This window comes from Miniimonas sp. S16 (genome assembly GCF_057748195.1).
In genome coordinates, this window is record NZ_CM173242.1 from 2,419,602 (window position 1) to 2,444,630 (window position 25,029).

The 25,029-nt window shown below is 73.8% G+C and carries 22 protein-coding genes and 1 pseudogene; 9 read left to right on the plus strand and 14 right to left on the minus strand.

Annotation, left to right across the window (positions count from 1 at the left end; all coding sequences use genetic code 11):
* Window positions 1-145: 145 nt before the first annotated feature.
* The gene (locus tag AC3AQ1_RS10505; protein WP_108718928.1) at window positions 146-2,509 is read right to left on the minus strand and encodes a lysylphosphatidylglycerol synthase transmembrane domain-containing protein; all 2,364 of its coding nucleotides are present in this window, start codon (window positions 2,507-2,509) and stop codon (window positions 146-148) included.
* A gap of 125 nt (window positions 2,510-2,634) precedes the next feature.
* Between AC3AQ1_RS10505 and AC3AQ1_RS10510 the strand changes: the two genes are divergently transcribed.
* The 3 genes from AC3AQ1_RS10510 to AC3AQ1_RS10520 all read left to right on the plus strand — a co-directional run bounded on the left by AC3AQ1_RS10510 (window position 2,635) and on the right by AC3AQ1_RS10520 (window position 7,412).
* Window positions 2,635-3,090, plus strand: coding sequence for a hypothetical protein (locus AC3AQ1_RS10510; RefSeq protein WP_108718929.1), 456 nt, complete (start codon window positions 2,635-2,637; stop codon window positions 3,088-3,090).
* A 52-nt stretch (window positions 3,091-3,142) separates the two neighbouring features.
* Window positions 3,143-4,948, plus strand: coding sequence for an SLC13 family permease (locus AC3AQ1_RS10515; protein ID WP_108718930.1), 1,806 nt, complete (start codon window positions 3,143-3,145; stop codon window positions 4,946-4,948).
* Window positions 4,949-5,024: 76 nt separating this feature from the next.
* The gene (locus AC3AQ1_RS10520) at window positions 5,025-7,412 is read left to right on the plus strand and encodes an FdhF/YdeP family oxidoreductase (protein WP_108718931.1); all 2,388 of its coding nucleotides are present in this window, start codon (window positions 5,025-5,027) and stop codon (window positions 7,410-7,412) included.
* 16 nt (window positions 7,413-7,428) lie between these two features.
* Here AC3AQ1_RS10520 and hpxO read toward each other — a convergent pair whose 3' ends face one another.
* From hpxO to AC3AQ1_RS10535, 3 genes are all read right to left on the minus strand, one after another.
* Window positions 7,429-8,586: an FAD-dependent urate hydroxylase HpxO gene (gene hpxO / locus AC3AQ1_RS10525; protein WP_108718932.1), complete on the minus strand. Its 1,158-nt coding sequence runs from the start codon at window positions 8,584-8,586 to the stop codon at window positions 7,429-7,431.
* A 108-nt stretch (window positions 8,587-8,694) separates the two neighbouring features.
* Window positions 8,695-9,276: a 1-acyl-sn-glycerol-3-phosphate acyltransferase gene (locus AC3AQ1_RS10530; protein WP_199916462.1), complete on the minus strand. Its 582-nt coding sequence runs from the start codon at window positions 9,274-9,276 to the stop codon at window positions 8,695-8,697.
* 20 nt (window positions 9,277-9,296) lie between these two features.
* Window positions 9,297-10,139, minus strand: coding sequence for a hypothetical protein (locus AC3AQ1_RS10535; protein WP_108718933.1), 843 nt, complete (start codon window positions 10,137-10,139; stop codon window positions 9,297-9,299).
* A gap of 54 nt (window positions 10,140-10,193) precedes the next feature.
* On the opposite strand from AC3AQ1_RS10535, the gene AC3AQ1_RS10540 reads away from it, so the two are divergent.
* Window positions 10,194-10,841, plus strand: a complete 648-nt coding sequence (locus AC3AQ1_RS10540) for a TM7S3/TM198-like domain-containing protein (RefSeq protein ID WP_108718934.1) — start codon at window positions 10,194-10,196, stop codon at window positions 10,839-10,841.
* Window positions 10,842-10,860: 19 nt separating this feature from the next.
* Here AC3AQ1_RS10540 and AC3AQ1_RS10545 read toward each other — a convergent pair whose 3' ends face one another.
* From AC3AQ1_RS10545 to AC3AQ1_RS10555, 3 genes are all read right to left on the minus strand, one after another.
* Window positions 10,861-11,079 (minus strand): PLDc N-terminal domain-containing protein, encoded by a 219-nt coding sequence (locus tag AC3AQ1_RS10545; RefSeq protein WP_234417468.1) that lies wholly within the window; start codon window positions 11,077-11,079, stop codon window positions 10,861-10,863.
* A 173-nt stretch (window positions 11,080-11,252) separates the two neighbouring features.
* Entirely contained in the window at window positions 11,253-11,546 is a 294-nt protein-coding gene (locus AC3AQ1_RS10550; RefSeq protein WP_108718936.1) for a Fe-S cluster assembly protein HesB, read from the minus strand.
* A gap of 165 nt (window positions 11,547-11,711) precedes the next feature.
* Window positions 11,712-12,188: a DoxX family protein gene (locus AC3AQ1_RS10555; protein WP_234417469.1), complete on the minus strand. Its 477-nt coding sequence runs from the start codon at window positions 12,186-12,188 to the stop codon at window positions 11,712-11,714.
* 338 nt (window positions 12,189-12,526) lie between these two features.
* Here AC3AQ1_RS10555 and AC3AQ1_RS10560 point away from each other — a divergent pair, with 338 nt between their 5' ends.
* Together AC3AQ1_RS10560 and AC3AQ1_RS10565 are read left to right on the plus strand one after the other, a co-directional pair.
* On the plus strand, window positions 12,527-13,726 hold the full coding sequence (locus tag AC3AQ1_RS10560; protein WP_108718937.1) for a glycerate kinase: 1,200 nt from the start codon (window positions 12,527-12,529) through the stop codon (window positions 13,724-13,726).
* 310 nt (window positions 13,727-14,036) lie between these two features.
* The gene (locus AC3AQ1_RS10565) at window positions 14,037-15,935 is read left to right on the plus strand and encodes an HNH endonuclease signature motif containing protein (RefSeq protein WP_159096509.1); all 1,899 of its coding nucleotides are present in this window, start codon (window positions 14,037-14,039) and stop codon (window positions 15,933-15,935) included.
* Window positions 15,936-16,195: 260 nt separating this feature from the next.
* On the opposite strand, the gene AC3AQ1_RS10570 is transcribed toward AC3AQ1_RS10565, so the two are convergent.
* Window positions 16,196-16,930, minus strand: coding sequence for an MBL fold metallo-hydrolase (locus tag AC3AQ1_RS10570; RefSeq protein WP_108718939.1), 735 nt, complete (start codon window positions 16,928-16,930; stop codon window positions 16,196-16,198).
* A 64-nt stretch (window positions 16,931-16,994) separates the two neighbouring features.
* Window positions 16,995-17,903, minus strand: coding sequence for a LysR substrate-binding domain-containing protein (locus tag AC3AQ1_RS10575; RefSeq protein WP_159096510.1), 909 nt, complete (start codon window positions 17,901-17,903; stop codon window positions 16,995-16,997).
* A 114-nt stretch (window positions 17,904-18,017) separates the two neighbouring features.
* Here AC3AQ1_RS10575 and AC3AQ1_RS10580 point away from each other — a divergent pair, with 114 nt between their 5' ends.
* The 3 genes from AC3AQ1_RS10580 (at window position 18,018) to AC3AQ1_RS10590 (ending at window position 21,553) form a co-directional block, all read left to right on the plus strand.
* Complete coding sequence (locus AC3AQ1_RS10580) at window positions 18,018-19,319, plus strand: MFS transporter (RefSeq protein WP_108718941.1); 1,302 nt, start codon at window positions 18,018-18,020, stop codon at window positions 19,317-19,319.
* Between the two features lie 76 nt (window positions 19,320-19,395).
* Window positions 19,396-20,037: a sugar O-acetyltransferase gene (locus AC3AQ1_RS10585; protein WP_108718942.1), complete on the plus strand. Its 642-nt coding sequence runs from the start codon at window positions 19,396-19,398 to the stop codon at window positions 20,035-20,037.
* Window positions 20,038-20,113: 76 nt separating this feature from the next.
* A complete protein-coding gene (locus tag AC3AQ1_RS10590; RefSeq protein WP_108718943.1) occupies window positions 20,114-21,553 on the plus strand; it encodes a serine hydrolase domain-containing protein in 1,440 nt (479 codons plus the stop codon).
* 12 nt (window positions 21,554-21,565) lie between these two features.
* Here AC3AQ1_RS10590 and AC3AQ1_RS10595 read toward each other — a convergent pair whose 3' ends face one another.
* The 5 genes and pseudogenes from AC3AQ1_RS10595 to AC3AQ1_RS10615 form a co-directional block, all read right to left on the minus strand.
* Window positions 21,566-23,185, minus strand: coding sequence for an MFS transporter (locus tag AC3AQ1_RS10595; protein ID WP_234417470.1), 1,620 nt, complete (start codon window positions 23,183-23,185; stop codon window positions 21,566-21,568).
* A gap of 52 nt (window positions 23,186-23,237) precedes the next feature.
* Window positions 23,238-23,879, minus strand: a complete 642-nt coding sequence (locus tag AC3AQ1_RS10600; protein ID WP_234417471.1) for a recombinase family protein — start codon at window positions 23,877-23,879, stop codon at window positions 23,238-23,240.
* Window positions 23,876-24,280 carry a hypothetical protein gene (locus AC3AQ1_RS10605; protein ID WP_234418003.1) on the minus strand — a complete coding sequence of 135 codons (405 nt, stop codon included), beginning with the start codon at window positions 24,278-24,280 and terminating at the stop codon, window positions 23,876-23,878. Before AC3AQ1_RS10605 ends, AC3AQ1_RS10600 begins: the two co-directional genes overlap by 4 nt.
* A gap of 8 nt (window positions 24,281-24,288) precedes the next feature.
* Window positions 24,289-24,705, minus strand: a pseudogene (locus tag AC3AQ1_RS10610) (Fic/DOC family protein); the annotation flags it as partial.
* A gap of 13 nt (window positions 24,706-24,718) precedes the next feature.
* A complete protein-coding gene (locus AC3AQ1_RS10615) occupies window positions 24,719-24,922 on the minus strand; it encodes a hypothetical protein (RefSeq protein ID WP_108718945.1) in 204 nt (67 codons plus the stop codon).
* Between the last annotated feature and the right edge of the window lie 107 nt (window positions 24,923-25,029).

A 25,029-nucleotide genomic window follows, 5' to 3' on the forward strand; every position in this document is an offset into this window, starting at 1 on the left:
GCGTCGGGGGTCGACGTCGGTCGTCGCCACCGTTGGTGACGCTCTCGGAGCGTATGGCTCCGCAACCGTCGCCAACAGCGGTGCACGGCAGGATGGCGGGGACGGGCGGCGCGCACGGCAGGGAGGGCGGGCGGCGAGCCGCCTGCTACAGCACGTCCTTGGCGGTGAGCGTCCGGAACGCCACGAAGCCCGGCAGGATCGGCACCCAGAACGTCGCGAGGCGGTAGAGCAGGACCGCCGCGAACGCCGTCGCCGACGGAATGCCGATGGCCGTGAGCGCGGCGGTCAGCACGGCCTCGACGGCGCCGATCCCGCCCGGCGTCGGGGCCGCGTTGGCCACGGCGCCGGCCGTGAGCGAGACCAGCACGGTCGCCACGAAGCTCGCCGAGTGGTCGAAGGCCTGGAGTGCGAACCAGAGCGCGACGCCGTACCCGAGGGGGAGCAGCACCACCCCACCGAGCAGCTCGGCGAGCTTCGCGGGGCTCGAGACGACGGGCCGCATCGCCTCGGCGGCCTCCCGGACCGCCGGGACCACGGTCTTGCGCAGCAGCTCGCGGATCTTCGGGATCGTGAACGCGCCGCCCGCCAGGGCGAGCACGCCGACCCCGATGAGGATGAGCACGTGCGCGGGCGGCAGCTTGTCGAGCTCGTCCGCCAGCACCCCGGTCGAGCCCGCCCAGAACGCGAACACGACGAGCAGCGCGATGTGGGCGATCCCGACCGCAGCCTCCTTCGCGGCGCTCGCGGACACCGCGACCGGCGTGGGGTAGCCGCGCTTCTGCAGGAAGCGCACGTTGAGCGCCACGGTGCTCACCCCGGGCGGGGAGAACGTCGCGACGAACGAGCCGGCGAGCGCGACGGCGGCCGCCTCGCCCACCGGGACGCGCCCCGGGGTACCGCCCGCGAGGCCGAGCGCGGCGCCCACGTAGGTGGCCGCCGAGGCCAGCAGGAGCGGTCCGATCCAGGTCCAGTCCGCGTCCTGGACCGAGCTCACCATCGTGGACACGTTGGCCAGCTGCGGGGCGAGCACGTAGATGGCGACGGCGAGCGCGAGCGCCATCACGAGCGTGCGCGGCTTGAACCGCTCGACCGCGACCGGCGTCGGTACCTCGACCCCCGCCGCGCGGGCCGCCTCCGCCACGAGCGGCGCGAGGGCGTCGGGCACCTTCTTCACGGCCGCGCGCGTGCGAGGCGTGAGCGCGGCGGGCACGATCCGCTCGACGGCGGCCACCAGCCGGTCGGTGCCGAGCACCTCCAGCGCGGGGGCGACGGCGCGCTCGGCCCCGACGAGCGCGTAGGTCGAGGCAAGCAGCTCGGCGTCGTCGCCCGCGAGCGGCGCGTCCGCGACCCCGGCCTCGCCCCGGGTGAGGTTCGTGATCCAGACCTGGCCATCGCCGTCGAGCACGAGGTGGCGGACAGTGAGGTCGCGGTGGGCGATCCGGACCTCGTGCAGCCGGCGCACCTCGTGCCACGCGGAGGCGAGCACGTCGTGCGTCAGCGCGTCGGCCGGCACCTCGTCCAGGGGCGTGGCGTCCAGACGCTCGACGGCGAGGATCGCCTCCCCGAGCGGCGCCGTCGCGACGGCGAGCACGGCCGGCACGTGCACGCCGCGGTCGGCGGCGAGCATCGCCACCATGGCCTCGGCGGACACCGCGCGCGACGGCGAGGCGTGCGCCGTCTCGTCGCCCGTGTCGCGCAGGCGGATGCGCCGGAAGGCGCGGTCGAGCGTGTCGGTGCGCCACGCGCGGTCGTCGACCACCCGAACGAGGATCCCGTGGCCGGTCCTGGCCGATCGCACGGGGACGCCCCACTCGTCGTTGTGGCCGAGCGGCTCGACATCCGTGACGGGCAGGTCGACCGCGGCGAGGGCGGCCGCGAGGCCCGAGGGCGTCAGCTCGCGCACACTGCGCCCCATGGCGAGCAGGACGAGCGTGCCGACGAGGCCGCCGACGCCGATCGCGAGCACGACGTCGAGCGGTGCGTCCGGCGCGGAGAGCGTGCGCAGGAGCGCCAACGCCACGAGGGCGGACCAGAGAATCCGTTGCCACGCGCCGCGGGCGACCGGGCGGAGGGTCGCGGTGAGGGCCGCGACCGACGCGATGAGCAGCGACGAGGGGACGTGGCTGACGGTCGCGACCGGCGCGAGCGAGGAGCCGTCCGCGTGCTCGAAGTCGAGCCGGCTCACCCCGAGGAACGCGGCGTTCGCCACGACGGCCGCGACGGCGCCGCGCACCACCAGGCCCGGTCGGCGCAGGACGAGGAGTGCCACGGGCGTCGCGACGAGGCCGACGAGGAACGCCGTCTGGAGCGAGAGGAGGGCGATCTCGATGACCGTGTGCGGCACGCCGTCGAGCAGCGCGCGCAGGTCCTCGTCAATGGCCTGGGTGGTGCGCCGCGCGACGCTCGCGAGCAGCAGCCCGACGCCCGCGATGACCGCGAAGGTGACCAGGGCGCTGGTCTCCTGCCACCAGGCGCGGCGGGTGACCGCGCGGTAGGAGTCCTCGGGCATGACGCCGAACGTACCGTCGCCGAGCGAGTCGGATCACGACGCCGGGCGGGTATCACGCCCGAGGCGCGGGCCTCACCTGTGGCATCCGGGTAACTGCCCGGGACCGACAGGCAAAGGAGCTCACCATGGCCAGCGCGTACGACCTCATCCACGCGATCACCCGCAACGACAAGGCGGCGTTCATCATCGCGATCGACCCGCGGGCGGCGGACGCCCTCATCCCGAAGCACGGCTTCGCGCAGCGTGCGGGCAGCAGGGTCGCCCTCAACCCGCAGCCGCTGCCGCCGGCGGAGCTGTCGCTCGGCGCGGCGCTGCTGTACGAGGTGACCCGGGCGGCGATCGCCGGCGCGGGCAGCGAGGACGCGGGTGCCGCGGCCAGGCTCGTCTCGTTCGAGATCGACGACTGGTGCGGCACCGGGTGGCCGCGCAAGTGGCCGAAGCCCAAGAGCAAGCTCGACGTGCTCGACGTCTTCCTCGGTGCCGCGATCGCCGCGGACGACCTCGCCGGCCGGTACGAGGGCCCGCTCGGCGAGGCGCTCGCGGGCGCCGCCAAGCAGCTCGCCGACCAGGCGATCGGCTGAGCGGAGCGCGTTCGGCTGGCCCGGCGTCGGGCACTGGGCCACACTGGCCTGCGTGTCCGACGCCGCGGTCAGCCTGCTCGTGCTTGCCGTCTCGCTGGCGCTCTTCATCTGGAACAGGCTCCCGGTCGGTCTCGTCGCGATCATCACGGCGGTGCTGCTGTACCTCACGGGCCAGGTCACGGCCGGTGAGGCCGTCGCGGGGTTCGGCGACCCGGTCGTCGTCTTCATCGCGACCCTGTTCGTGGTCAGCGAGGGCCTGGACTCCTCCGGCGTGACGGCGTGGGCCGGCCAGCAGCTCGTCCGGCGCTCCGGCCGCTCGCACTCCCGCCTGCTGGTCGCCGCCATGGCGGTGACGGCGCTGCTCGCGGCCGTCGTGACGCCGAACGGCGCGGCCGCCGCCGTGCTGCCGGTCGTCGTCCTCGCGGCCCGCCGCGCCGGCCTGCTGCCCGCGCACCTGCTCATGCCGGTCGCGTTCGCCGCGAGCGCCGGGGCGCTGCTGCTGCTGTCGGGCAGCCCGGTGAACGTCATCGTCTCCGGGGAGCTGCGCGAGCTCACCGGTGAGCCGTTCGGGTACGCCGAGTTCGCCGTCGTCGGCCTTCCGCTCGTCCTCGTGACGATCGTGGTCGCGGTGCTCGGACGGCGCCTCGTCCCCGCGCGTCAGCCCGCCGAGGCGGTCCCCGACCTTTCCGACCACCCCGCCACGATCCTGGGCCACTATCGCCTGACCGAGGGCACCTATCGCCTGCGCGTGCCGGTCGCCGGCGACGCGATCGGCTTCACCCCCCGCGGTCTCCTGCGCCTCGTCGAGGGCGCGTCCGGCGTTCGGCTCCTCGGGGTGCAGGGCGGCGACGCCTTCCCGACCAAGGAGCGCCGGACGCTGTACGCGGAGGACGTGCTCGTCGTCGCCGGCTCGCACGACGGCGTGGCCGCCGTCGTGCGGGAGTGCGGTCTCGAGGTGGTGAGCCGGCCGAGCACGCGCGACCTCGCGACCCTGCACGGGCGCGACCACGGGCTCGCCGAGGTGGTCGTGCCGCCGCGGTCTCGGCTCGAGGGCGAGCTCATGTTTCCCGGCATCGTGCTCGGCGGCGTCGAGGTGCTGGCGGTGAGCCGCCTGGGGGAGGAGCTCGGCCTCGCGCGCACGGAGCTCGCCGTCGGCGACATGCTGCTCGTGCGCGGGCGCTGGGCGGACGTCGAGGCGCTCGCGGAGAACCCGGACCTGCTCGTCGTCGACGACCCCGAGGCGGTGCGTCGCCAGAGCGTGCCCCTGGGCGCGACGGCGTGGCGTGCGCTCGGCGCGCTCGCCGTCACCGTCGCGCTGCTCGCCAGCGGGTTCGCCACCCCGGCGATCGCGGGGCTCGTGGGCGCCGGTCTCATGGTCGCGCTGCGCGTGGTGACGCCGCAGCACGCCTACCGCGCGGTCTCGTGGCAGACCGTGGTCCTGATCGGCGGACTCATCCCGCTCTCGACGGCGATCGCGTCCTCCGGCGCCGCCGACCTCGTCGCGAAGGGTCTGCTGTCCCTGGTCTCGGGCGCGGACGTGCGGGTGCTGCTCGCCGCGATCTTCGTGCTCACCCTCGTGCTCGGCCAGGTGGTGAGCAACGCGGCCACCGTGCTCATCGTGGTGCCGATCGCGGTGGCCGTCGCGAGCGACGCCGGGATCTCCCTGGCGCCGGTGCTCATGCTCGTCGCGGTGGCAGGCGCGACGTCGTTCCTCACCCCGATCGCGACGCCCGCCAACCTCATCGTGATGGGCCCCGCGGGGTACCGGTTCGCGGACTACTGGCGACTCGGACTGGCGCTCTCGGTGGCGTGGTTCGTCGTCGCGATCGTGCTGATCCCGATCGTCTGGGTGCCGTAGGCCGTCTCGCTCCCGCTCCGCGCCGCGCGAACGTACGATCGACGCCGCACGGGACCCCGACGACGGGAGCTGGACGATGACGCCACCGAGCGAGCGCGGCACCGACCCGGCCCTGCGCGGCCACGCCGACCGCGTCGAGCAGAACATCGACGACGCCGACGTCACCGGCCTGCGCGTCAGCGACCCGGCGACGCACGCGGCGGGCCTGCCCGGCGTCGGGCACGCGATGCAGATCGCGCTCACCCAGATGGGGCCGGTCCGCACGGGCCGCACGCTCCTGCGCATCAACCAGACGCACGGCTTCGACTGCCCGGGCTGCGCGTGGCCCGAGGCCCGCCACCGCGGTCCGGTGGAGTTCTGCGAGAACGGGGCCAAGGCCGTCGCGGAGGAGGCCACCCGACGTCGCGTGACCCCGGAGTTCTTCGCGCGGCACTCGATCGCGGAGCTCGCCACCTGGGACGACTACGCGCTGGGCCAGCAGGGCCGACTCGTGCACCCGATGGTGCTCGAGGAGGGCGAGGAGCACTACCGCCCGATCAGCTGGGGGCGCGCGCTCGACCTGATCGCGGAGGAGCTCCGGGGACTGGACTCACCGGACGAAGCCATCTTCTACACCTCGGGCCGCACGTCCAACGAGGCGGCGTTCGCCTACCAGCTCCTCGTCCGCGGCTTCGGCACGAACAACCTGCCGGACTGCTCGAACATGTGCCACGAGTCCAGCGGTGCCGCGCTGACGGACACGATCGGCATCGGCAAGGGCAGCGTCCACCTCTCCGACATCGCCGAGGCTGACCTCATCCTCATCGCCGGGCAGAACCCCGGCACCAACCACCCGCGCATGCTCATCGCGCTCGAGGCCGCGAAGAAGGCCGGCGCGTCGATCGTGGCGATCAACCCGCTGCGCGAGGCCGGCCTCCTGCACTTCGACAACCCGCAGGAGCCCGCGGGCCTCGTGGGCCGGGGCACCGACCTCGCCGACGACTACCTGCAGATCCGCCTCGGCGGCGACCAGGCGCTCTTCCAGGCGCTCGGCGCGCTGCTCCTGCGGGCGCACGCCGAGCGCACAGCGCGCGGGGAGCCCGGCGTGCTCGACGAGGAGTTCCTCGCCACGCGCACCGAGGGGTTCGAGGAGTACGCGGGCCACCTCGCCGCGCTCGACTGGGGCGAGGTCGCGACCGCGACGGGACTGGAACGCGCGCAGATCGAGGCGCTCGCGGACCGCCTGATCGCCTCGCGCGCCACGATCGTGTGCTGGGCGATGGGCCTCACGCAGCACAAGCACGCGGTGCGCACGCTCAAGGACATCGTCAACGTGCTGCTCCTGCAGGGCAACATCGGCCGCCGCGGCGCGGGCGTGTGCCCCGTCCGCGGCCACTCCAACGTGCAGGGCGACCGCACGATGGGCATCTTCGAGCGGATGCCCGGGCGCTTCCACGACGCGCTCGACGCCGAGTTCGCCTTCACCTCCCCGCGCCTGTTCGGCTTCGACACGGTCGCCGCGATCGAGGCGATGCGCGACGGTCGCGCCCACGTCTTCCTCGGCCTCGGCGGCAACTTCCTGCGCGCCACCCCCGACTCCGCCGTCACCGAGGACGCGCTGCGCAACACCCGGCTCTCGGTCCAGATCTCCACGAAGCTCAACCGGTCGCACGTCGTGACAGGCCGCCGCGCGCTCATCCTCCCGACGCTGGGCCGCACCGAGCGCGACGAGCGCGGCACCGGACCGCAGCGCGTGAGCGTCGAGGACTCGATGAGCGCGGTCCACGCCTCGACCGGCCGGCTCGAGCCGGCCAGCCGCTACCTGCGCAGCGAGGTCGCGATCGTCTGCGGCCTCGCCCGCCGCCTGCTCACGGACGACGGCGGAGCTCCCCTTCGAGGCGCCCCGCACGTGGACTGGGACGCCTGGGCGGAGGACTACCGCCTCATCCGCGCGTCGATCGAGCGCGTCGTGCCCGGGTTCGACGACTACGAGTCACGGCTGGACCAGCCCGGCGGGTTCGTCCTGCCGCACCCGCCGCGCGACACCCGCACCTTCGCCACGCCCACGGGACGCGCCCTGCTCACGGTGAACCCGCTGGAGTACCCCGTGGTGCCCGACGGCGCGCTGCTCTTGCAGACCATCCGCACCCACGATCAGTTCAACACCACGATCTACGGCCCGGACGACCGCTACCGCGGCATCCGCGGCGGCCGGCGCGTCGTGCTCGTCAACCCGGCCGACCTCGCCGAGCGCGGGATGTCCGACGGCGAGCTCGTCGACCTCGTCGGCGTGCACCCCGACGGGCGCGAGCGTCGTGCGGAGGCGTTCCGCGCCGTCGCGTACGACACCCCGCGCGGGTGCGCGGCGTCGTACTTCCCCGAGACCAACGTGCTGGTCCCGCTCGACTCCTACGCGGACGTCTCGCGTACGCCGACCTCGAAGTCGGTGGTCATCCGGCTCGAGCCCGCGCGCACGGCGTCCTGAGTCGTCAGGTGGGCCGTCAGCCGAACGGCCCGCCGACGATGTTCTTCTCGATGCCGCGGATGATGTCCGTGCCGTCGGAGGCGCGCAGCTCGGAGTACCACGCGGCCGTCGCGTCGGGGTCCTTGCCGTGCGTGACGTCGCACCGACCCCGTGCGCGGAGCACGAGCTCGGCCGTGCGGGGTGCCCGGCGCGCCTCGTAGCGCCGCAGCGCGTCCTCGACGCCGAGCGTGTTCGTGGCGAGCTGCCACGAGAGCTCGACCGCGTCCTCGAAGGCGGCGCAGCCGCCCTGGCCGATGTCCGGCGTCGTGGAGTGCCCGGCGTCGCCGAGCAGCGCCACGCGGCCCTTGGTCCACGTGAAGAACGGCTCGATGTCGTGGATCTCGACGCGGTTGGTGCGCTCGACGTCGATCGCGGCCATGAGTGCTTGGACCGGCGGCGCCCAGCCGGCGAAGTAGCCGGTGAGCTCCTCACGCAGCGTGGCGCGCTCGGACGGCAGCCCGACGGGCAGCACGACGTCGAGGAAGAAGTAGAACCGCTCGTCCGCCACGGGCATGACCGAGACCCGCATGCCGTTGCCCACCCACTGCGACCACTGGTCGGCCGGCCCGATCTCGGGCAGCGCGGGAACGAGGCCGTTGTAGTTGACGTAACCGGAGTAGCGCCGCGTCGTCGGACCGCCGAGGACGTACTGGCGGATCTTCGAGTGCGCGCCGTCGGCCCCGATGAGGAGGTCGCCGTGCACCTCGGTGCCGTCGGCGAGGTGGGCGGCCACGCCGTCGTCGTCCTGGGTCACGTCGACGACCTCAGTGCCGAGGCGGATCGAGTCGGCGCCGACGGCGTCCATCAGCATGCGCTGCAGGTCACCGCGCGCGACGGGGTAGGGCCGCTGCCCGACGTGCTCGACGAGCGGGGCGAGCGAGAACTGCGTCATCGTCGCGCCGGTGAACGCGTCGTAGTAGGCCATCGACGCCATGTCACCGCCGAGCTTCGCGACCTGCTCGCCCACCCCGAGGTAGTTGAGGCACTTCACGCCGTTGGACCAGATCGAGATCGCCGCCCCGACGGGACGGACCTCGCGCACGCGCTCGAGGATCTCCACGTCCCAGCCGATCTTGCGCAGTCCGAGGGCCGCGGACGTGCCGCCCATCCCCGCGCCCACCACGATCGCCTTCATGCCGCCTCTTCTCGCGCATCGCCGTCCGTTCGGCTCGACGCTAGGAGTGGCGTGTTGCCGCGCGATTACCCCCGTGCGTCGGGCAGCGAACAGGCGGCGGGCGGCGCGTCAGGCGGGCGGTGCGTCCTCGGAGTCGAGCCGCGGCTCGGTCCGGCGTTCGGGCCGGAGCCCGCACTTGTCGGCGTAGAACGCGCGGATCACGTCCATGTCGGCGCGGACGTCACCCGTGAGCGTGATCGTCGGGCCCAGGCCCGCGGTCATTGTGGTGCGGTCCACGTAGCCGAGGGTGACCGGGAGGTCCGCCTCGCGTGCGATCCGGTAGAACCCCGACTTCCACCGCGTGACCCCGCCGCGGGTGCCCTCGGGCGTCACCACCAGCGAGAACGGCGCCTCGGCCTGGGCGACGAGGATCTCCGCGACGACCCGGCCCGGGTTCGTCCGGTCCACCGGGACGCCGCCGAGCGCCCGCATGACCGGCCCGCGCCAGCCGCGGAACAGCGTGTGCTTGCCGAGCCAGCGGAACAGGATCTCCGCCTCCCACGCGATCGCCAGCATGAGGACGAAGTCCCAGTTCGACGTGTGGGGAGCGCCGATGAGGATGCGAGGCACGGTCGGGGCCGGCTGCGGATCGGAGCGGAGCGTCCAGCGGGACAGGCGCCAGTACAGGCGGGCGAGGCGTCGGCGCAGCACCCGGTCAGCCTACGGGCAGCCTACGGGCGCGGCGTGAGCGTCCAGGACCCGTTCGTCGTGATCGCCACGACGCCGGGCAGCGGGAGGTCGACCGACTCCGTGAACGCCTCGGTGTCGCCGAGCAGTCGGCTGTCGGGTCCGCTGTCGGTGCTGGCCACGTCCGAGTACGCCCGGATGGACACCGAGTCGCCCTCGCCTACAGGGGTGTAGCTGACGTCGAAGCCGGAGCCCGCCTCGGACAGGTACAGCACGGCCGACCCGGTGCCGGACTGCGGCCCGGTGATCGGCGGAAGCTCGTTCCAGCTCGCCAGGGTGAGCGTCCACGGCCCCTCCGCGACGACCCACACGTCCCGGTCGGCCGCCGTGCTCGTCATGATGTCGAGCAGGTAGGTGCCGGTGAAGGGCGCGGGCCCCTCGCCCCACGGCTCCCCGCCGCGGTCGGAGGCCGAGATCACCACCTCGCCCGTGCACGCCGAGCAGTCCAGCGCCGCGGTGACGGCGATCTCGCCCTGCCGCGAGTAGGTCACCGTTGCGGGGCCAGCGCCGCTCACGACGGCGGGCGCCCCGTCGGCCACGGCGCCCGCGGCCAGGACGGTGGCCGGCGCCGTGAGCTCCGGGCTCTCCGTCGCCTCGTCCTCGGTCGGCTCCTCGGTCACCTCCTGCGTCGCGTCCGCGGTCGCGTCGGCCGCTGCGGACGCCGGGACGCGAGCCGCCGCCGTCGCGGACGCCCCGCCGTCGGCGTCGTCGTCGCCCGAGCCGCCGCACGCCGTCGTGAGTGCGAGAAGCCCGACGGCGAGCACGCCGACGGCGAGTCGGCGCACGGTGCGTGGGGCGTCGGCAGCGAGGGCGCGAGTGGTCGTCATCGCTCGAGTGTGACAGTCGGGCGCGCCGAAGCCGGTCGCCGTAGGGTGAGCGCCGTGAGCGAGATCTGGGTGGTCGGGATCCTGAGCGTGCTGGTCGGGCTGTTCATGTGCTTCCGCGGCTACGTCGCGCTGCGGGTGGTGATCGCCGTCGTCGGCGCGTTCGCCGGGTTCCTGCTCGGTGCCGCGATCGTGGCGGAGGTGACGCCCGACGGCTTCCTCGGCACCACGCTCGCCTGGATCGGCGCGATCGTGGGCGCGCTGCTGCTCGGGGGGCTCGCGTACGCGTTCTACCAGGTCGCGGTGGTGCTCGGGATGGCGTCGATCGGGTTCGCGATCGGGTCGGGGCTCTCGGCCGCGCTCGGCGTCCGGCCCGACTGGCTGGTCTGGGTGATCGGCGCCGTCGCCGCCGCGCTGCTCGTCGTGGTGTCGCTGGCGACCGACCTGCCGGCCTTCCTGCTCGTCTGGCTCACCGCGTTCGGCGGCGCCAACACCGCGGTGACCGGTGTGATGCTGCTTGTCGGGGTGGTCACGCTGGACGACGTGACCTCGGGGGCGCTCCCGGACGACCTCGGCTGGTGGTGGGCGGTGGGCGCGCTCGTGCTCGGCGTCGTCGGCGTGGTGGTGCAGTGGCGCGCGCTCACGGCGTCCCGGCAGGCGATGCGCGAGGCCTGGGCCGGCCGGACCCCGGCTGGCCGGCGTTAGCGCTCAGCGCTCGAAGCGTTCAGCGCTCGAACGAGAGCGGCTTCGCGTCCTCGGTGCGACCGGCGAACAGGTAGGCGATCGGCCCCGCCCAGTTGATGAGGAGCGCGAGGCCCCACGGCAGCTTCGGCCCCTTGACCTCGGCGGCCGGGCGACGGATGAGGTCCTGCCACGCGTACGCGTGGAGGAGGACCTGGCCGGTCCCGAGGACGACGACCGCGACCCGGCTCGGCGTGCTCATCTCCGACCACTTCTTGTGATGTCCGTGCCCGCGGTGTCCCGATTCGTGTCCCATGGCTCCATTGTGCGCTCCCCGCTGCGCGGCCGCGCCCTCCGGGTTCGTGGCCCGGACATGCCGACGGCCGGGGACCCGAGGTCCCCGGCCGCCGGCGCGCGTCAGTCCTGCGGCGCGCGTCAGTCCTGCTGCGGCGCGAGTACGAACGCGGGGTCGCCCCCCGGTGCGCTGCTCGCCGCGGTGTCCAGCGTGAGCTGGTCGAGCTGCTCGCTCGCGGCCGGCTCGACGAACACCGGCGTCGTGCCGGTCTCGATGACGCGGTCGGAGGTCTGCGGTCCCCGCGTGAGTGCGAGCTCGAGCCCACCCGGCTGGGTGGTCGACTGCGAGATCCGCAGTCCGCCGCCCTCGGGGAGGTCGGCGCGGGCGGCGAGGTCGTCGACGACGGTCTGGGCGTTCTCGGTCAGGGTCAGCATGGTGACTCCTCTCGTTGGCGTGTGGTCCGTCGCCGTCCACGCGACCAGACGCCGGCGCCCGTCGCAAGAATGCCTCGGTCCGTGAGAAAGGCGTCCCACCCATCGGGACCGGCCTCGACGTCCGACGGTGCCTCGCCTACGGTGACGCGGCCGCGCGAGGAGGCGTCAGCGCTCGCTGCGCGGCTGCCGCGTGGCCAGGAGTGCCCACGCGACGAGCACGGCCTGGAACGGCAGCCGCAGCAGGCGCTTCTCGTCGGTGTCGAGCCCGAACCCGTCCTTGTGCTCGAGGTACTGCGCGACGTTGCCCGGGAAGATCACTACGAAGAACAGCGCGACGAGGATTCCGAGGCGGCGCCGGTACGGCTGCTGCCAGGTCGCCACGAGACCCGCGCCGAGCGCGAGCTCGACCACTCCGGAGACGAGCACGACGACGTCATGGTCGATCGGGAACCAGTCGGGCACCTGCGCCTGGAACTCCTCGCGCGCCACGGTGAGGTGCGAGGTGCCGGCGAACAGGAGGCTCGCCCCGAGCCCGACCTGGGCAAGCCCCTTGAGTACCCGGCGCACCCCGCCCGAGCTCGCCGTCGTGCTCGACGTGGTGGGTCCGTCGTCGGCCGTCTTGCCAGGCGTGCTGTCGGACATCGGGAACTCCGCTCCTCCAGGGGTGCGGGACCGACGGTCACCGCCGGACGATCGTAGGCACGCTCGGCGGCTCACGGCCCCCCTTCTTCGTCGGAGGCTCCTGGATCGGGGTACCAGAAGGTGCCGGGCGCCCTCGGGCACCGGGTCGCCGACCGCGACCTCGCCCGGCGTGACCTCGCAGACCGCGACCTCGCCAGGCGCGACCGCGACCGGCTCGAGACGAATCACCGGCTGTACGTCGAGACGGGGCTCGGCGCGCGACGACGCGATCGGGATGCAGGACCCCATCCCCGGCTGGAGGTTCGACAACAAGCGCCCCTCGATGGTGCGATGACGCGATGAGGGTCGTCTGCGCACCCGACTCCTTCAAGGAGTCCATGGATGCCGGCGTGGCCGCGGCCGTCATGGCCGCGGCCGTGCGCCGCGTCGTCCCGGAAGCCGAGTGCGTCGAGATCCCGATGGCCGACGGCGGAGAGGGCACCACCCGCGCGCTCGTCGCCGCGCGCGGGGGGCGCCTCGTGCCCGTGGCGGTCCGTGATGCGCTCGGGCGTGCGGCGGTCGGGGAGATCGGGGTCGCCGGGGGCCGCGACGGCGAGGGCGAGCACGCGTCGGGCGCGCACGCCTCGGGCGAGCGCGGCGGGAGCCGACTCGGTGTGCTCGAGGTGGCTTCCGCCGTCGGGATCGGGATGATCGCGCGCGAGGAGCGCGACCCGCTCGCGGCGACCTCGGTCGGCGTCGCCGACCTCGTGCGCGCGGTGCTTGACGAGGGGGCGGCGCGCCTCGTGGTCGGGCTCGGCGGATCGGCGACCAACGACGGCGGGTCGGGCCTTCTCGTCGGGCTCGGCGCCGTGCTGCGCGACGCCGCGGGCGCCGTGGTGCCGCCCGTCCCCGCGCGCCTGGGCGAGGTGGCCGACGTCGACCTCGGCGGCCTCGACCCTCGCCTCGCCGCGGTGACGATCGAGCTCGCGTGCGACGTGACCAACCCGCTGCTCGGCCCGACCGGCGCGAGCGCGGTGTTCGGCCCGCAGAAGGGGGCCTCGCCGTCGGACGTCGCGCTGCTGGACGGCGCGCTCGCGACGTTCGTGACCGCACTCGAGGCGGCGACCGGGCGGTCGGTGCGCGACGTGCCGGGCGCCGGCGCAGCGGGCGGGCTCGGCGCGGCGTTCCTCGCGCTCGGTGCGCGGCGGCGACGCGGCGTGGACGTGGTGATCGACGCCGTCGGGCTCGACGACGCGGTAGCCGGCGCCGATCTCGTGCTGACGGGCGAGGGCTCGATCGACGAGCAGACGCTCGCCGGCAAGACCCCGGCGGGCGTGGCCGAGGTCGCGGCGCGGCACGGGGTGCCGGTGGTCGCGTTCGCGGGGCGGGTCGCGCCGGGGGCGGAGGTGCTGCTCGATCACGGGTTCACCGCCGTGGTGCCGATCGTGCACGAGGTGGGGCCGCTCTCCGCGGTGCTGGCCGACGGCGAGGCGAACCTCGCGAGGGCGGTCGCGACGGCGGTGCGGCTGCTGGTGTCGCCCGCGCTGCGGCGGGGGTAGCGGGCGCGGCTCTGCGCGCCCGAGCCGTTCGCGAGGGGGTCTCTGGCGCCGGCGAGGGTTCTCTGGCGCCTGTCCTCCTCGCCAGGTTGCCCGCGTGTTCGATGGACCCGTCCTGGTGATGGCTCCGCGTCTGGGCGGATTCGCTCCGGCTGCCCGCCATGGACGTGCGGGCCGGTCCCCGTGACCATCTCGAACACGTCTGTGGATAAGTAGGCTGATCTGCGTCGATGTCGGTGGTCGGGCATACGGTGTTCGCATGGCCGGTCGAGGCGGGGTGAACGCGGAAGGTGTCGCGAGGGACGACGCGGCGGTGGTTGGCGTGCCGTGCTTGTCGCCGCGGCTGCGGACTCTGGCCCGGCGGCTGCCGGCGGTCGCCGCCGAAGTGGCGGGGAGCGGTCAGCACGAGGTCCTCTCGGCATTCGACGGGTTGTCGGAGGTCGATGGGGGCGGCCTGGGAACGGACGCGATTCTTGACCTGATCATCGGGTGGTCGCGGCAGGTGGCGGCGGCGCAGGCGCGGGTGCGGGAGTGGGCGGCGGTTCTGGCCCATCAGGGGGGTGCGCGGTTCAACTTCCGTCCCGACATCGCCCTGGACGCGATGGTCGAGACGATCGCGGTGGCGCTGGCGTGCTCGACCCGGTTCGCGGGCACCCTGGTCCGGGAGGGGGAGGCGGTGCAGGGTCTCCTGGTCGACGTCGGTGGTGCGGCGCGGCGGGGTGATCTGGACGCGTCTCGGGTGGGGGCGTTCGTGGACGCTCTGGGTGAGCAGTCCCCGGAGGTGGTGTTCGCCGTCGTGGAGCGGGTGCTTCCCGACGCGGGCGAGGTCACGGTGAGTGAGCTGCGGCGCCGGTTGCAGCGAGCGTTGGTGCAGGTCGACCCGGCCGGTGCCGGACCGCGTGCGGCCACCGCGCGGAAGCGGCGTCGAGTGAACGCGGTCCGCCCCGTGGGTGAGGGGTTGGGGTCGTTCAGTGCGGTGCTGCCGGCGCCGTGCGCGACGGCGTTGGAGCAGGCGTGTGAGCGGGCCGCGAAGGCGTCCCGTGCGGCGGGGGACGAGCGGACGTTGGAGCAGCTACGGGCGGACGCGTTGGGCACGATGGCCGAGCACGCGCTGGTGACGGGGCAGATCGGGGCGCCTGGGGTGACGGGGGAGACATTCGTGTTCACCCCGTCCCAGGTTCGCATCATCGCCTCCGCAGCGTCGCGCCGTACCGACGGGCCCAGCCTCGCCGACGCCGTCCGCTGGGACATCAACCCCGACACCTCGCACTGCACCAGCAACAACGGCGCCCGCGGAGCCCAAGGCGTCGTTACGGCTCCGCTTGCACCGCCCGAGTCCGCACCCGACGAGACGACGGTTGCGACGGCTGCGACGGCCGTGACTGCCGGATCGTCGGTGGCGAGCGCGCCGACCGCGACCACGGCGTCGACGCCGTTGATCGCGCCGGACGATCCGGTGGCGAAGGGCGATCCGGTCGCGCCGGACGATTCGTCGGTTGTGACGGGTTTGGCTGGGGGGTCTACGCCGACGGACGTGCAGGCGGACGCGAGAGCTGCCGACGCCGGCCCGCGAGGTCCGCAGGTTCGGGAGGATCGGCGGGACCCGGCCCGGTTCGAGGTTCCTGGCGCGGCCGACGAGGGCGGCGACGAACTCGTGGGAGAGCCGGTCTCGCGGCTGAGCGACGCGAGCGGGGTGGGTGACGCGCACGGGGTGGCTGACGCGCACGGGGTGGCGCCGGTCCCGCGAATCGCGCGCTCGAGCATTCCGGGCGTGGACGTGCCGGACCTCGTGGGGTACGGCGCGATCGATCCCGAGACCGTCACCACCTTCGGGACGCTGCCGTGGGTGCAGGTGATCTTGCCGCCGGAGCCGGGTGGGGCGGCGCCGCCCGACGCGCCCGGATATCACCCCACCGCTGAGCTGGCCCGGTACGTCCGGGCCCGGGACCGGACGTGCGCGGTGCCCGGCTGTCCGGTCGACGCGTGGCGCGGCGACCTCGACCACATCGTCGTCTGGCCTCAAGGCCCGACGAGCGCCGCGAATCTCCGGCCCCTGTGCCGCCGCCACCATCGGCTGCGCACTCACGCCGGCTTCCGCCTCGACACCCAGCCCGACGGCTCCGTCACCTGGACCACACCCTTCGGCACCGCACGTCAGCGCGACTCCGCCGGCCACCTCACCCGCTCAACTCACCGCGCCGAACCCCCGTAGGCGAACCCGTCTGGGGGCGCGATCCCTCGGCAGTCGGTCTCACGTGAGGCTGGCGCCCGTGACGCTGACGCGTGCCCGGTGGTCCGTGCCCGGTGGCCCGTGCCCGGTGGCTCGCGGCGGGTGACCTGCACCCGGTGGCCGCGGCCGGTGACCTGCGCCCGGTGGCCCGTGCCCGGTGGCCCGTGCCCGGTGGACCGTGCTCGGTGGTCCGTGCCCGGTGACGCGCGCCCAGCGGTGCCAGCGCGCGCTTCTGCCTGGCCTCAGAGCTCCAGCGACTCGCCCGGCGCGAGGTCCAGGTACTCGCCGCCCGCTCGCTCGGTGGCCGCGCGGAGGTTGCGGACGTGCACGGTACGGCCGAAGTCGGACAGCGAGAGGTCGTGGATCCCGAGCACACGCGGAGCCCCGATCTGCTCCACGAAGTCCATCGCGTCGCCGATCGTCAGCCACGGCGCGCCGACGGGGACAGCCAGCACCTCGATGCCGCCCGTGCCCGTGCCCATGCCCGCGTCCGTGCCAGAGCCAGAGCCAGAGCCAGAGCCAGTGCCGGCATCGGCGTCCGCGGCGTCGTCGCCCGCCCCCGCGGGCAGGGCGAACGAGTCGCCCGGGTGGTAGAGCACGCCGTCGACCACGACGCCGACGTTGTCCACCGCCGGGATCGAGGAGTGCAGCGGCGCGTGCGTCCCGCCGGTGAAGCGCAGCGTGAACGGGCCGACCGCCACCTCGTCGCCGGCCGACACGGCCGTGACCTCGTGCCCGGCCTCACGCGCGGCGTCGACGACGCCCTGCGGACCGAGCACGACGGCGTCGTGAGCCTCCCCGACGAGGTGCGCCAGGTGGTCGGGGGTCCAGTGATCGGGGTGCTGGTGCGTGAGCACGACACCGACGAGTCCGTCGACCTCGGGCAGCTCCGTGGTGAGGACCCCCGGGTCGATGACGAGGACGGCGCCGTCCTTCTCGAGGAGCAGGGCGGAGTGTTCGAGCTTCGTGAGACGCATGGGCCCAGTCTGCCCCGGCTTCGCTCCCGCAACACCCGCGCCCGCAACCCGCGCACCGCTCGCGCTAAACCTCGTCCGCGTGCCCGGCCGCGAACCGCTGCAGCGTCTCCTCGAACGCCGCGAGCGCGGGATCCTCCCGGGTGCTCACGAGCGCTCCGACGGTGCGGACCGCGCCGCGGTCGGCGAGCACGAGCTCGCGCACCTGCGGTCGGGACCCCATCGGGTCGGCGGGCAGGATCGCCGCCGCGAGCCCGGCCGCCGCCAGACCGCGGGCGGTGTGGAAGTCCTCGGCCTCGTACGCGACCCGCGGCACGATCCCGGCCGCGGCGAACAGCGCCTCCGCCATGGCGCGCAGCCCGAACCCGTGCTTGAGGAGCGCGAGGTCGTACGGCGCCAGCGCCGCCACGGAGACCTCGCGCTCGGTGGCGAGCGGATGATCGGGTGCGACCGTCGCGTACAGCCGCTCCCGGAAGAGGTGCAGCGTCCGCGTCCCCGCCAGCTGCGGCGGTTCGGCGACCAGCGCGATGTCGGCGTCGCCCGCCTCCAGGGCCTCGAGGCAGAGCGCTCGTGAGCCTTGGGTGAGCCGGAACCGCGTGCGCGGGAACCGGTCGCGGAAGGAGCGGATGAGATCGGGCACCACGCGCTCCCCGAGCAGCGTCTGGAACGCGAGCGAGACCGTCGCGCCCTCGAGGGCGGAGCCCCGCGCGAGCTCGTCGAGTCCGGCGTCGAGGCGCTCGAGCGCTGCGCGCGCGAACGGCAGGAACGTCCGCCCCGCCTCGGTGAGCTGCAGCGTGCGACCCCGACGCTCGAGCAGGGGCGTTCCCACGAGCGCCGCGAGCCGCTGCAGGGAACGGGTGACCGTCGGCTGAGGCAGACCGAGGTCGTCGGCGCCGGCACTGACCTGACCTGCCTCCGCAACCGCGACGAACAGCGGGAGCAGCGCCATCACCGCCCGGCGCTCCGCGCCAAACATGCGCGCAGCGTATGAGTTACCGGACGAGCGTGCATTAGTCATGAACGCAGCGTATCCGTAGCCTGATCTCCCTTGGCTGTCGACCCCGGATCCCCCCGCGCTCCGCGTCGCGTCATGGTGGGCCTCGGAGCTGCCGGCGTCGCGACGTTCGCCCAGCTCTACGCGTGCCAGGCGCTGCTGCCCGAGATCTCCCGCGATCTCGACGTGAGCCCGGGCGGCGCGGCCCTGACCGTCTCGGTGGCGACGCTCGGTCTCGCGCTCGCCGTCGTGCCGTGGTCCTTCGGTGCCGACCGCCTCGGCCACGTCAGGGTGATGCGGTTCGCGCTCGTCACGTCGTCCGCACTCGGCCTGGTGGTGCCCCTGCTTCCGTCGGTCCTGCCCGGCCTCGAGCCGATCCTCGTGGTGCGGTTCCTCACCGGCCTCGCGCTCGCCGCCGTCCCCGCCACCGCGGTCGCGTACCTGCACCACACGCTGTCCCCTCGCGCGGCGGCAGCCGCGACCGGCATCTACATCGCCGGCACGACGGTCGGCGGCGCCGCCGGACGTCTCCTCGCGGGCCCGCTGGCCGCCGTCGTGGGGTGGCGCGCGGCCCTCGGCGTCATCGCGGTGGTCTGTGTGATCGCCGCCGTCGTCTTCGTGCGCGCCGTGCCCGCACAGGACGGCCACGCGCCGGTTCGCTCGGAGGCGGCGCCCCTCGGTCTGCGCGGGGCCGCGCACCGGATCGGCCGCGTCGTCACGGACCGGCCCCTGCTCGCCCTCTGCCTGCAGCCGTTCCTGCTCATGGGCGCGTTCGTCGCGACCTACAACTACCTCACGTTCCGCCTCGAGACGCCCCCGTTCGACCTCGCGCCCGCCCTCGCCGCGCTCTGCTTCCTCGCGTACGGGGCCGGGACGCTCACGTCCAGCGTGTCCGGTCGGTGGACCGCGCGGTGGGGCCGCCGCCGCGTCGTGCTCGCGGGCGCCGCGGCGATGGCTCTGGGTGCCGTGGCGATGCTGCCGGCGACCTTGTTCGCCGTCGTGCCCGGTCTTCTGCTCCTGACCGCCGGATACTTCGCCGCCCACTCGACCGCCTCCTCCTGGGTCGGTCGGCGCGCCGGCGACGTGCGCAGCCAGGCCGCCGCGCTCTACAACGTGAGCACCTACGCGGGATCCGCGCTGCTCGGCTGGGCCGTGGGCCCGCTGTTCCAGGCGGTCGGCTGGGCGGGCGTCAGCGGCGCGGTGGTCGCGCTCGCCGTCGTGTGCGCCGTGGGCGTCGGCCTCGCCACGCGTGGGGTGCCCGACGGCGAGGTCGCACCCCAGGCGGTCGGCTCACCCCGGCAGGACTCGCCCGGGCAGGACTCGCTGGGACGCGGTGCGCCCCGCCGTGGCGTGCCCGCGGCCGCGCGGCTGCGCGCGGAGAGCCGCGCCTCGGTGTAGCGCGGCCGCTCGACGGGCCGGGCCGGGCTGGGCCGGGCCTGGCCGCTCGGGACCGCGCATGTGTACGCTCGTACACATGACGACGCGCGACTACTTCGCCGGAGACCCGCGCACGAACCGGGAGCGGATGCTCGCCGGTGACCTCTACGTCGCGGACGACCCCGAGAGTGAGCGGATCGCGCGCCGGGCCACGGTGCTGGTCGACGCCTACCAGCGCGCCGTGGTCGCCGCCGAGGACGCCGGTGCGCGCGAGATCCTCGCGGACCTGCTCGGCTCGGTCGGCGAGGGCGTCTTCATCAAGCCGCCGCTCGCCGTCGACTACGGGGAGAACATCCACGTCGGCGCGCGCACCTGCGTGAACTCGGGGCTGACGGCGCTCGACGTCGCGCCGATCACCATCGGCGCGGACTGCCTGCTCGGCCCGAACGTCCAGCTGCTCACGCCCACCCACCCGATCGACCCGCGGCCGCGCCGCGACAAGCTCGAGGCCGCCCGGCCGATCACGCTCGGCGACAACGTCTGGCTCGGCGGCGGCGTGATCGTCTGCCCGGGGGTGCGGATCGGCGACAACACCGTGGTCGGCGCGGGGTCGGTGGTGACGCGCGACCTGCCCGCGAACGTGGTGGCCGTCGGCAACCCGGCGCGCGTGATCCGCACGATCACCGAGGCGGACGAGCACGACGAGCGCGACGAGGCCGCGGCGGCCGACGGAGCCTGACGCTCGCCGAATTCCGAGCCCGAACCCAGAGCCCGAACCCCGCCCACGGCGTTGCGCGTCGTGCCACGCTGGCGGGATGCCGCCCGTGTCGACGCTGCCCCGGTCCGCTCCCGAGACCCAGGGCGTCGACTCCGGCGGGCTCGCGGACCTGGTGCAGGCGCTCGCGGACCTGCCCGAGCTGCACTCGCTCATGGTGCTGCGGCACGGTCACGTCGTCGCCGAGGCGTGGGCGCACCCGTACGGCCCGGACATGCCGCACGAGCTGTTCTCGCTGTCGAAGTCGTTCACGTCCACCGCCGTGGGACTCGCCGCGGGCGAGGGGCTGCTCGACGTCGACGACCTGCTCCTCGACCACCTCGGCGACCGAGCTCCCGCGAATCTCGATCCGCGCTGGCACCGACTGCGGCTGCGGCATCTGCTCACCATGACGACCGGGCACGACGGCGACCCGTCCGGCGCAGTCTTCGGCGAGCGGGACTGGGTGGCCGCCTTCCTCGCGCAGCCGCTCACGCACGAGCCGGGCACACACTTCGTCTACAACACGGCGGCGACGTTCGTGCTTTCCGCCGTCGTGCAGCGCGTGACCGGTCAGCGACTGCTGGACTACCTCACGCCCCGGCTGCTCGATCCGCTCGGGATCGAGGGTGCGACCTGGGAGCAGTGCCCGATGGGGGTCGACACGGGTGGGTTCGGGCTGTCGCTGCGCACCGCCGACGTGGCCGCGTTCGGCCAGCTCCTGCTGCAGGACGGCGTCTGGGACGGGACCCGACTGCTGCCCGAAGGCTGGGTCGCCGAGGCCACCCGCGCGCAGGTGTCCAACGGCGATCCCGTGGTGGGCGGGGACTGGTGGCAGGGCTACGGCTACCAGTTCTGGCGCTGCCGGCACGGCGGCTACCGGGGCGACGGCGCCTTCGGCCAGCTCTGCGTGGTGCTGCCGGACCAGGACGTCGTCGTGGCGGCGACCTCCGCCGTCGCCGAGATGCAGCCACCCCTGGACGCGATCTGGACGCACCTTCTCCCCGCCCTGCACGACGGCGAGCTCCCGGACGATCCGCCGGGTCGCGCCCGCCTGGCGCACCTCGTCGCCGGGCTCCGCCTCGACCCGCCGGCGGGTGAGGCGTCGTCGCCGGCGGCCGAGCGGCTCGCGGGCCGGGTGCTGGTGCCCGACAACGCGAGGTGGGCGGTGCGGTCCGTGACCCTCGAGCCCGGCGCCGACCACGACGTCCTCACGATGGAGACGGAGCGGTTCGGCACGCTCACCGTGACCGCCGGGCACGGCGAGCCGCACGAGCACCTGCTCGCGATCCGGCACGGCCGGCCGGAGCGGGTGCTGGTCTCGGCCGTGTGGACCGACCCCACCACGTACGTCGTGACCGCACGGTTCGTGGAGTCGCCGTTCGTCGGCACGGTGACGGCCCGGGTGCTCAAGGACCGGGTCGATCTCGAGTCGCGGGTGAACGTCGGGTTCGACGAGTCGGACCGGCTCTCGACGGCGGTCGCACGACTCGACGGCTGACGCGGTCAGCGGTCAGCGGCCAGGGTCGGGGTCCAGGTTCGGGATCTCGCCGGGCCGGTAGCGCGGGAGCCGACTGGCGGGCGCGAGCGCCACGGCGCTGAGCGCCGCCAGCGCGAGCAGGCCGGTGCGCAGTGTGCGCAGCCGGGCGTCGGCGTTGAGCTCGACGGCGGCGTCGACCTGCTCGGGAGTCGCGTCGGTCTGCGAGAGCACCTCGCGCAGGCGGTCGTTGCTCACGAAGTTGACGGAGTCGAGGTCGACCTGCGCGACGAGGGACGGTGGGAGGTCGGTGTTCTCGAGGATCGCGCGCCCGACGGTCAGGCCCAGCACGGTCACGAGCATCGCCCCGGCCACCGCGGTCCCGACGGCGGAGGCGAGGTTCTGCGTCGTGCCGCGGATCGAGCCGACGTCGCCCGCCAGGTGCTTGGGCACAGCCGTGACGAGGACGTTGAACACGAGCGTGACGAGGGCTCCCTGCCCGACGCCGAACACGATCAGTCCCAGGATCGTCGGCAGCGTCTCCCAGTTGTTCGTGACGACGAACGAGAGCCAGACGAGCGCGACGGTCGTGAGGGCGAACGAGAACACCCCGATCGCGCGCGGTGCGAACCGGGGGTAGAAGCGCACGATGAGCGTCGCCGTCACGAATACCGTGAGGTTGAACGGCATCATCGCGAGGGAGGTGTCGAACGGGGTGCGACCCTGCACGATCTGGATGTAGAGCGGCACCGTGAAGTTGAGCGCAGCCTCCATCGAGACGATGACGAACATCGCGTACACCGCCGCGCGCTCCTGCGGCGATGCGAGCACGGCGAGGTTGACCAGCGGGTCACGGCCCGCCGCCGTCCGCGCCCGGGTCCAGACGAAGAAGCCCTGCCCGAGCACGATGCCCACGACGACGAGGACCGGCGCGGGGGAGACCCCGCCCACGCTGAACGGCGCGGCCGGCGTGGCGAGCACGACGCCCCAGGCGTTGAGGTTGTTGAACCCGAGGGTGAGCAGGACGACGGCTGAGCCGACGAGCAGCGCCCCGACGCCGTCGATGCGGACCGCGGCGTCACCGCGGTCGGACCGCAGGCGGAGGCTGAGGACGAGCACCACGGCCGCGATCGCCACGACGATCCCGAACACCGGACGCCAGCCCACCAGCGTGCCGAGCGCGCCGCCCACGAAGAACGCCGCGACCCCGGAGATGGCACGGGCGGAGCCGAGCGAGCCGACCGCGGTCGTTTGCTGCGCGCCCTGGTAGTTCTCGGCGATGAGCGCCACGAGCGAGGGCACGATGATCGCGGCGGACGCTCCGGCCAGTGCCTGCGCCCCGATGATCCAGGTCACCGACTGGGCGCTCATCATGATGACGCCCGAGACGCCGAAGAGCGCGATGACCAGCCGGAACGCCCTCGTCCACCCCACCCGCCGACCGACCTTGGCGCCGAGCATCACGAGCGCGGCGACGGCGAGCCCGTACATCACGATCGCCGTGCTCACCTGGGTGGGCGGCACGCCGAAGTCGTCGACGATCCCGCCGATCGACACCGGGAGCGCGGAGACGTTGAACGACATGAGGACCTGGGCGAGGAACAGCGCGGCCATCGGCACCCACGAGGCGGGGGTCTGTGGTGTGCAGGTCGGCATCTATCGGGGGATGGGGGTACTGCGGTGGAACGTCCTCACCGCGGGGCGGTCCTCAGCTCGTGGCGTCCTGCAACGACGGCTCGGCCTCGGGGGCCGGCTCGTGACGCAACAGCGCTCGGGAGACCGACGAACTGCCCACGCCGAGCACCTTGGCGATGTGGGAGACGCTGGCGCCATCAGCGCGCATGCGCAGCGCCTCGGCGGTGCGCTCGGGCGTCATCACCGACGGGCGCCCACCGACCCTGCCCTGGGACCTGGCGTGCGCTAGACCGCGGCGGGTGTTCTCTCGGATCGTGGCTACCCGGAGCTGCGCGAGCACGGCCATGATCCCCACGATGGCCTCACCCATCGGCGTCGAGGTGTCGACGTCGAGGAACGGTTCGGTCAGGCTCCGCAGGCGGATGCCGCGACGGCCTAGATCGCGGATCAGCTCGATAGCCATCTGCTCGGTGCCGGCCACCCGATCCAGGGCACGGATCACGAGCGTGTCACCGGCGCGCAGGTAGTCCAGGCACGCACCCCACTGCGGGCGCTCCGCGATCCGGCTCGACTCCCCGTGGTCGACGAACACCCGCGCGGCGCCGGCTGCGCGCAGCTCGGCCTCCTGGGCGTGGGGGTTCTGCTCCCGGGTGCTCACCCGGGCGTACCCGACGACGTTGCTCACGGCACGCTCCTCCTGCTCGGTGGTGGTCATCTCCCGACCTCGGGGCCGCTGCGGCCTCGGCCGCCTCGGGCGCGGCTCGTCGACGTCGACGAGGTGCCTGGGCTGCGGGTGGTCGGTGGGTTCGGGAAGCTCGCCGCGTGCACGCTCGACGTCGGCGCGACCGGGCCTCGCTCGGGGTGAGGACCGGACCCGGGTCCCGGCGGCGGCGCCGCGGTGATCGCCCGATCCAGCACCGCGACCAGGCGACGGTTGCTGCCGGTGTCCTGACCCTCGAACCGTGCCGCGACGAACTCCGCGCGCAGCGGGTTGCCGACCTTGAATGCCTCGGTGTCCAGCCGGTAGCCGGCCTGGGTCGCGAGCTGGGAGAAGAACGCGAACGCGTACGGGTGTTGCCCTCGCGGAAGGAGTGCACCACGTTCAGCTCGCCCCACCGCTCGCCCAGCTCGGCCACGAACGCGCCGCGCTCCATCCCGCGCAAGTAGTTCGCCCCGGCGATCTTCGCGTACTGCTCCTCGGCCGCCTGCGTCAGCGCAGGGCCGGCCGGGTAGTAGGCGTGGCCCTCCTTGAACATCGGGCCGCTCGGAGCGGTGCGCTCCTCCCCCGCCCACTCGTAGACGTCCTGGAACACGTGCCGGTGGATCGCCTTCATGTGGTCGTAGTCGAACCGACCCGGGATCGGGTGCGATCGCAGCTCGATCAGCCGCAGTCGGGTCCGGTGCTCCTCACGCGCGGTGAGCCTGGCCTGGTCGGTCTCGCCGTAGGGCTGGCCCGGTCCGGTGAACTTGTTCCGCAACACAGACGTGCCCGGGATGAAGTAGTCATCCCAGGCACGTTGCGGTGGCTGCTGGCGCGCCATCGAGCGACGCCGATCAGCGGCCGAGAATGTGCCAGTCTCCCAGCTCGCCGGCCTCCTCGATCGAGATCTCGCCTCGAGCGAATCGGGCGGCGATCTCGTTCAGCACCGGGTCGGTGACCTCGTGGCCGGCGGCGCCCAGAGCTGCGTCTGCGAACGCCAGGCGGTCGGCCGCCTCGGCCTCGGTGTAGCGCGTGGTCTTGGTGCCCGTGGTGGCCATCGGACCGCCCCTCTCGTCGACGCTCTCATTCTACCAGTCAAGCGCCCAAAATCGGAGTTTCGGGCCAAGCGCCGTCTAGAAGGGCCGGACAGAGGTGCCGTCCTCCA

Coding starts and splice junctions, on each gene's coding strand:
- AC3AQ1_RS10505 (WP_108718928.1), bottom strand. CDS start 2,509: ATGCCCGAGGACTCCTACCGCGCGGTCACCCGCCGCGCCTGGTGGCAG.
- AC3AQ1_RS10510 (WP_108718929.1), top strand. CDS start 2,635: ATGGCCAGCGCGTACGACCTCATCCACGCGATCACCCGCAACGACAAG.
- AC3AQ1_RS10520 (WP_108718931.1), top strand. CDS start 5,025: ATGACGCCACCGAGCGAGCGCGGCACCGACCCGGCCCTGCGCGGCCAC.
- hpxO (WP_108718932.1), bottom strand. CDS start 8,586: ATGAAGGCGATCGTGGTGGGCGCGGGGATGGGCGGCACGTCCGCGGCC.
- AC3AQ1_RS10535 (WP_108718933.1), bottom strand. CDS start 10,139: ATGACGACCACTCGCGCCCTCGCTGCCGACGCCCCACGCACCGTGCGC.
- AC3AQ1_RS10545 (WP_234417468.1), bottom strand. CDS start 11,079: ATGAGCACGCCGAGCCGGGTCGCGGTCGTCGTCCTCGGGACCGGCCAG.
- AC3AQ1_RS10550 (WP_108718936.1), bottom strand. CDS start 11,546: ATGCTGACCCTGACCGAGAACGCCCAGACCGTCGTCGACGACCTCGCC.
- AC3AQ1_RS10555 (WP_234417469.1), bottom strand. CDS start 12,188: ATGTCCGACAGCACGCCTGGCAAGACGGCCGACGACGGACCCACCACG.
- AC3AQ1_RS10560 (WP_108718937.1), top strand. CDS start 12,527: ATGAGGGTCGTCTGCGCACCCGACTCCTTCAAGGAGTCCATGGATGCC.
- AC3AQ1_RS10570 (WP_108718939.1), bottom strand. CDS start 16,930: ATGCGTCTCACGAAGCTCGAACACTCCGCCCTGCTCCTCGAGAAGGAC.
- AC3AQ1_RS10575 (WP_159096510.1), bottom strand. CDS start 17,903: ATGTTTGGCGCGGAGCGCCGGGCGGTGATGGCGCTGCTCCCGCTGTTC.
- AC3AQ1_RS10580 (WP_108718941.1), top strand. CDS start 18,018: ATGGTGGGCCTCGGAGCTGCCGGCGTCGCGACGTTCGCCCAGCTCTAC.
- AC3AQ1_RS10585 (WP_108718942.1), top strand. CDS start 19,396: ATGACGACGCGCGACTACTTCGCCGGAGACCCGCGCACGAACCGGGAG.
- AC3AQ1_RS10590 (WP_108718943.1), top strand. CDS start 20,114: ATGCCGCCCGTGTCGACGCTGCCCCGGTCCGCTCCCGAGACCCAGGGC.
- AC3AQ1_RS10595 (WP_234417470.1), bottom strand. CDS start 23,185: ATGCCGACCTGCACACCACAGACCCCCGCCTCGTGGGTGCCGATGGCC.
- AC3AQ1_RS10600 (WP_234417471.1), bottom strand. CDS start 23,879: ATGACCACCACCGAGCAGGAGGAGCGTGCCGTGAGCAACGTCGTCGGG.
- AC3AQ1_RS10615 (WP_108718945.1), bottom strand. CDS start 24,922: ATGGCCACCACGGGCACCAAGACCACGCGCTACACCGAGGCCGAGGCG.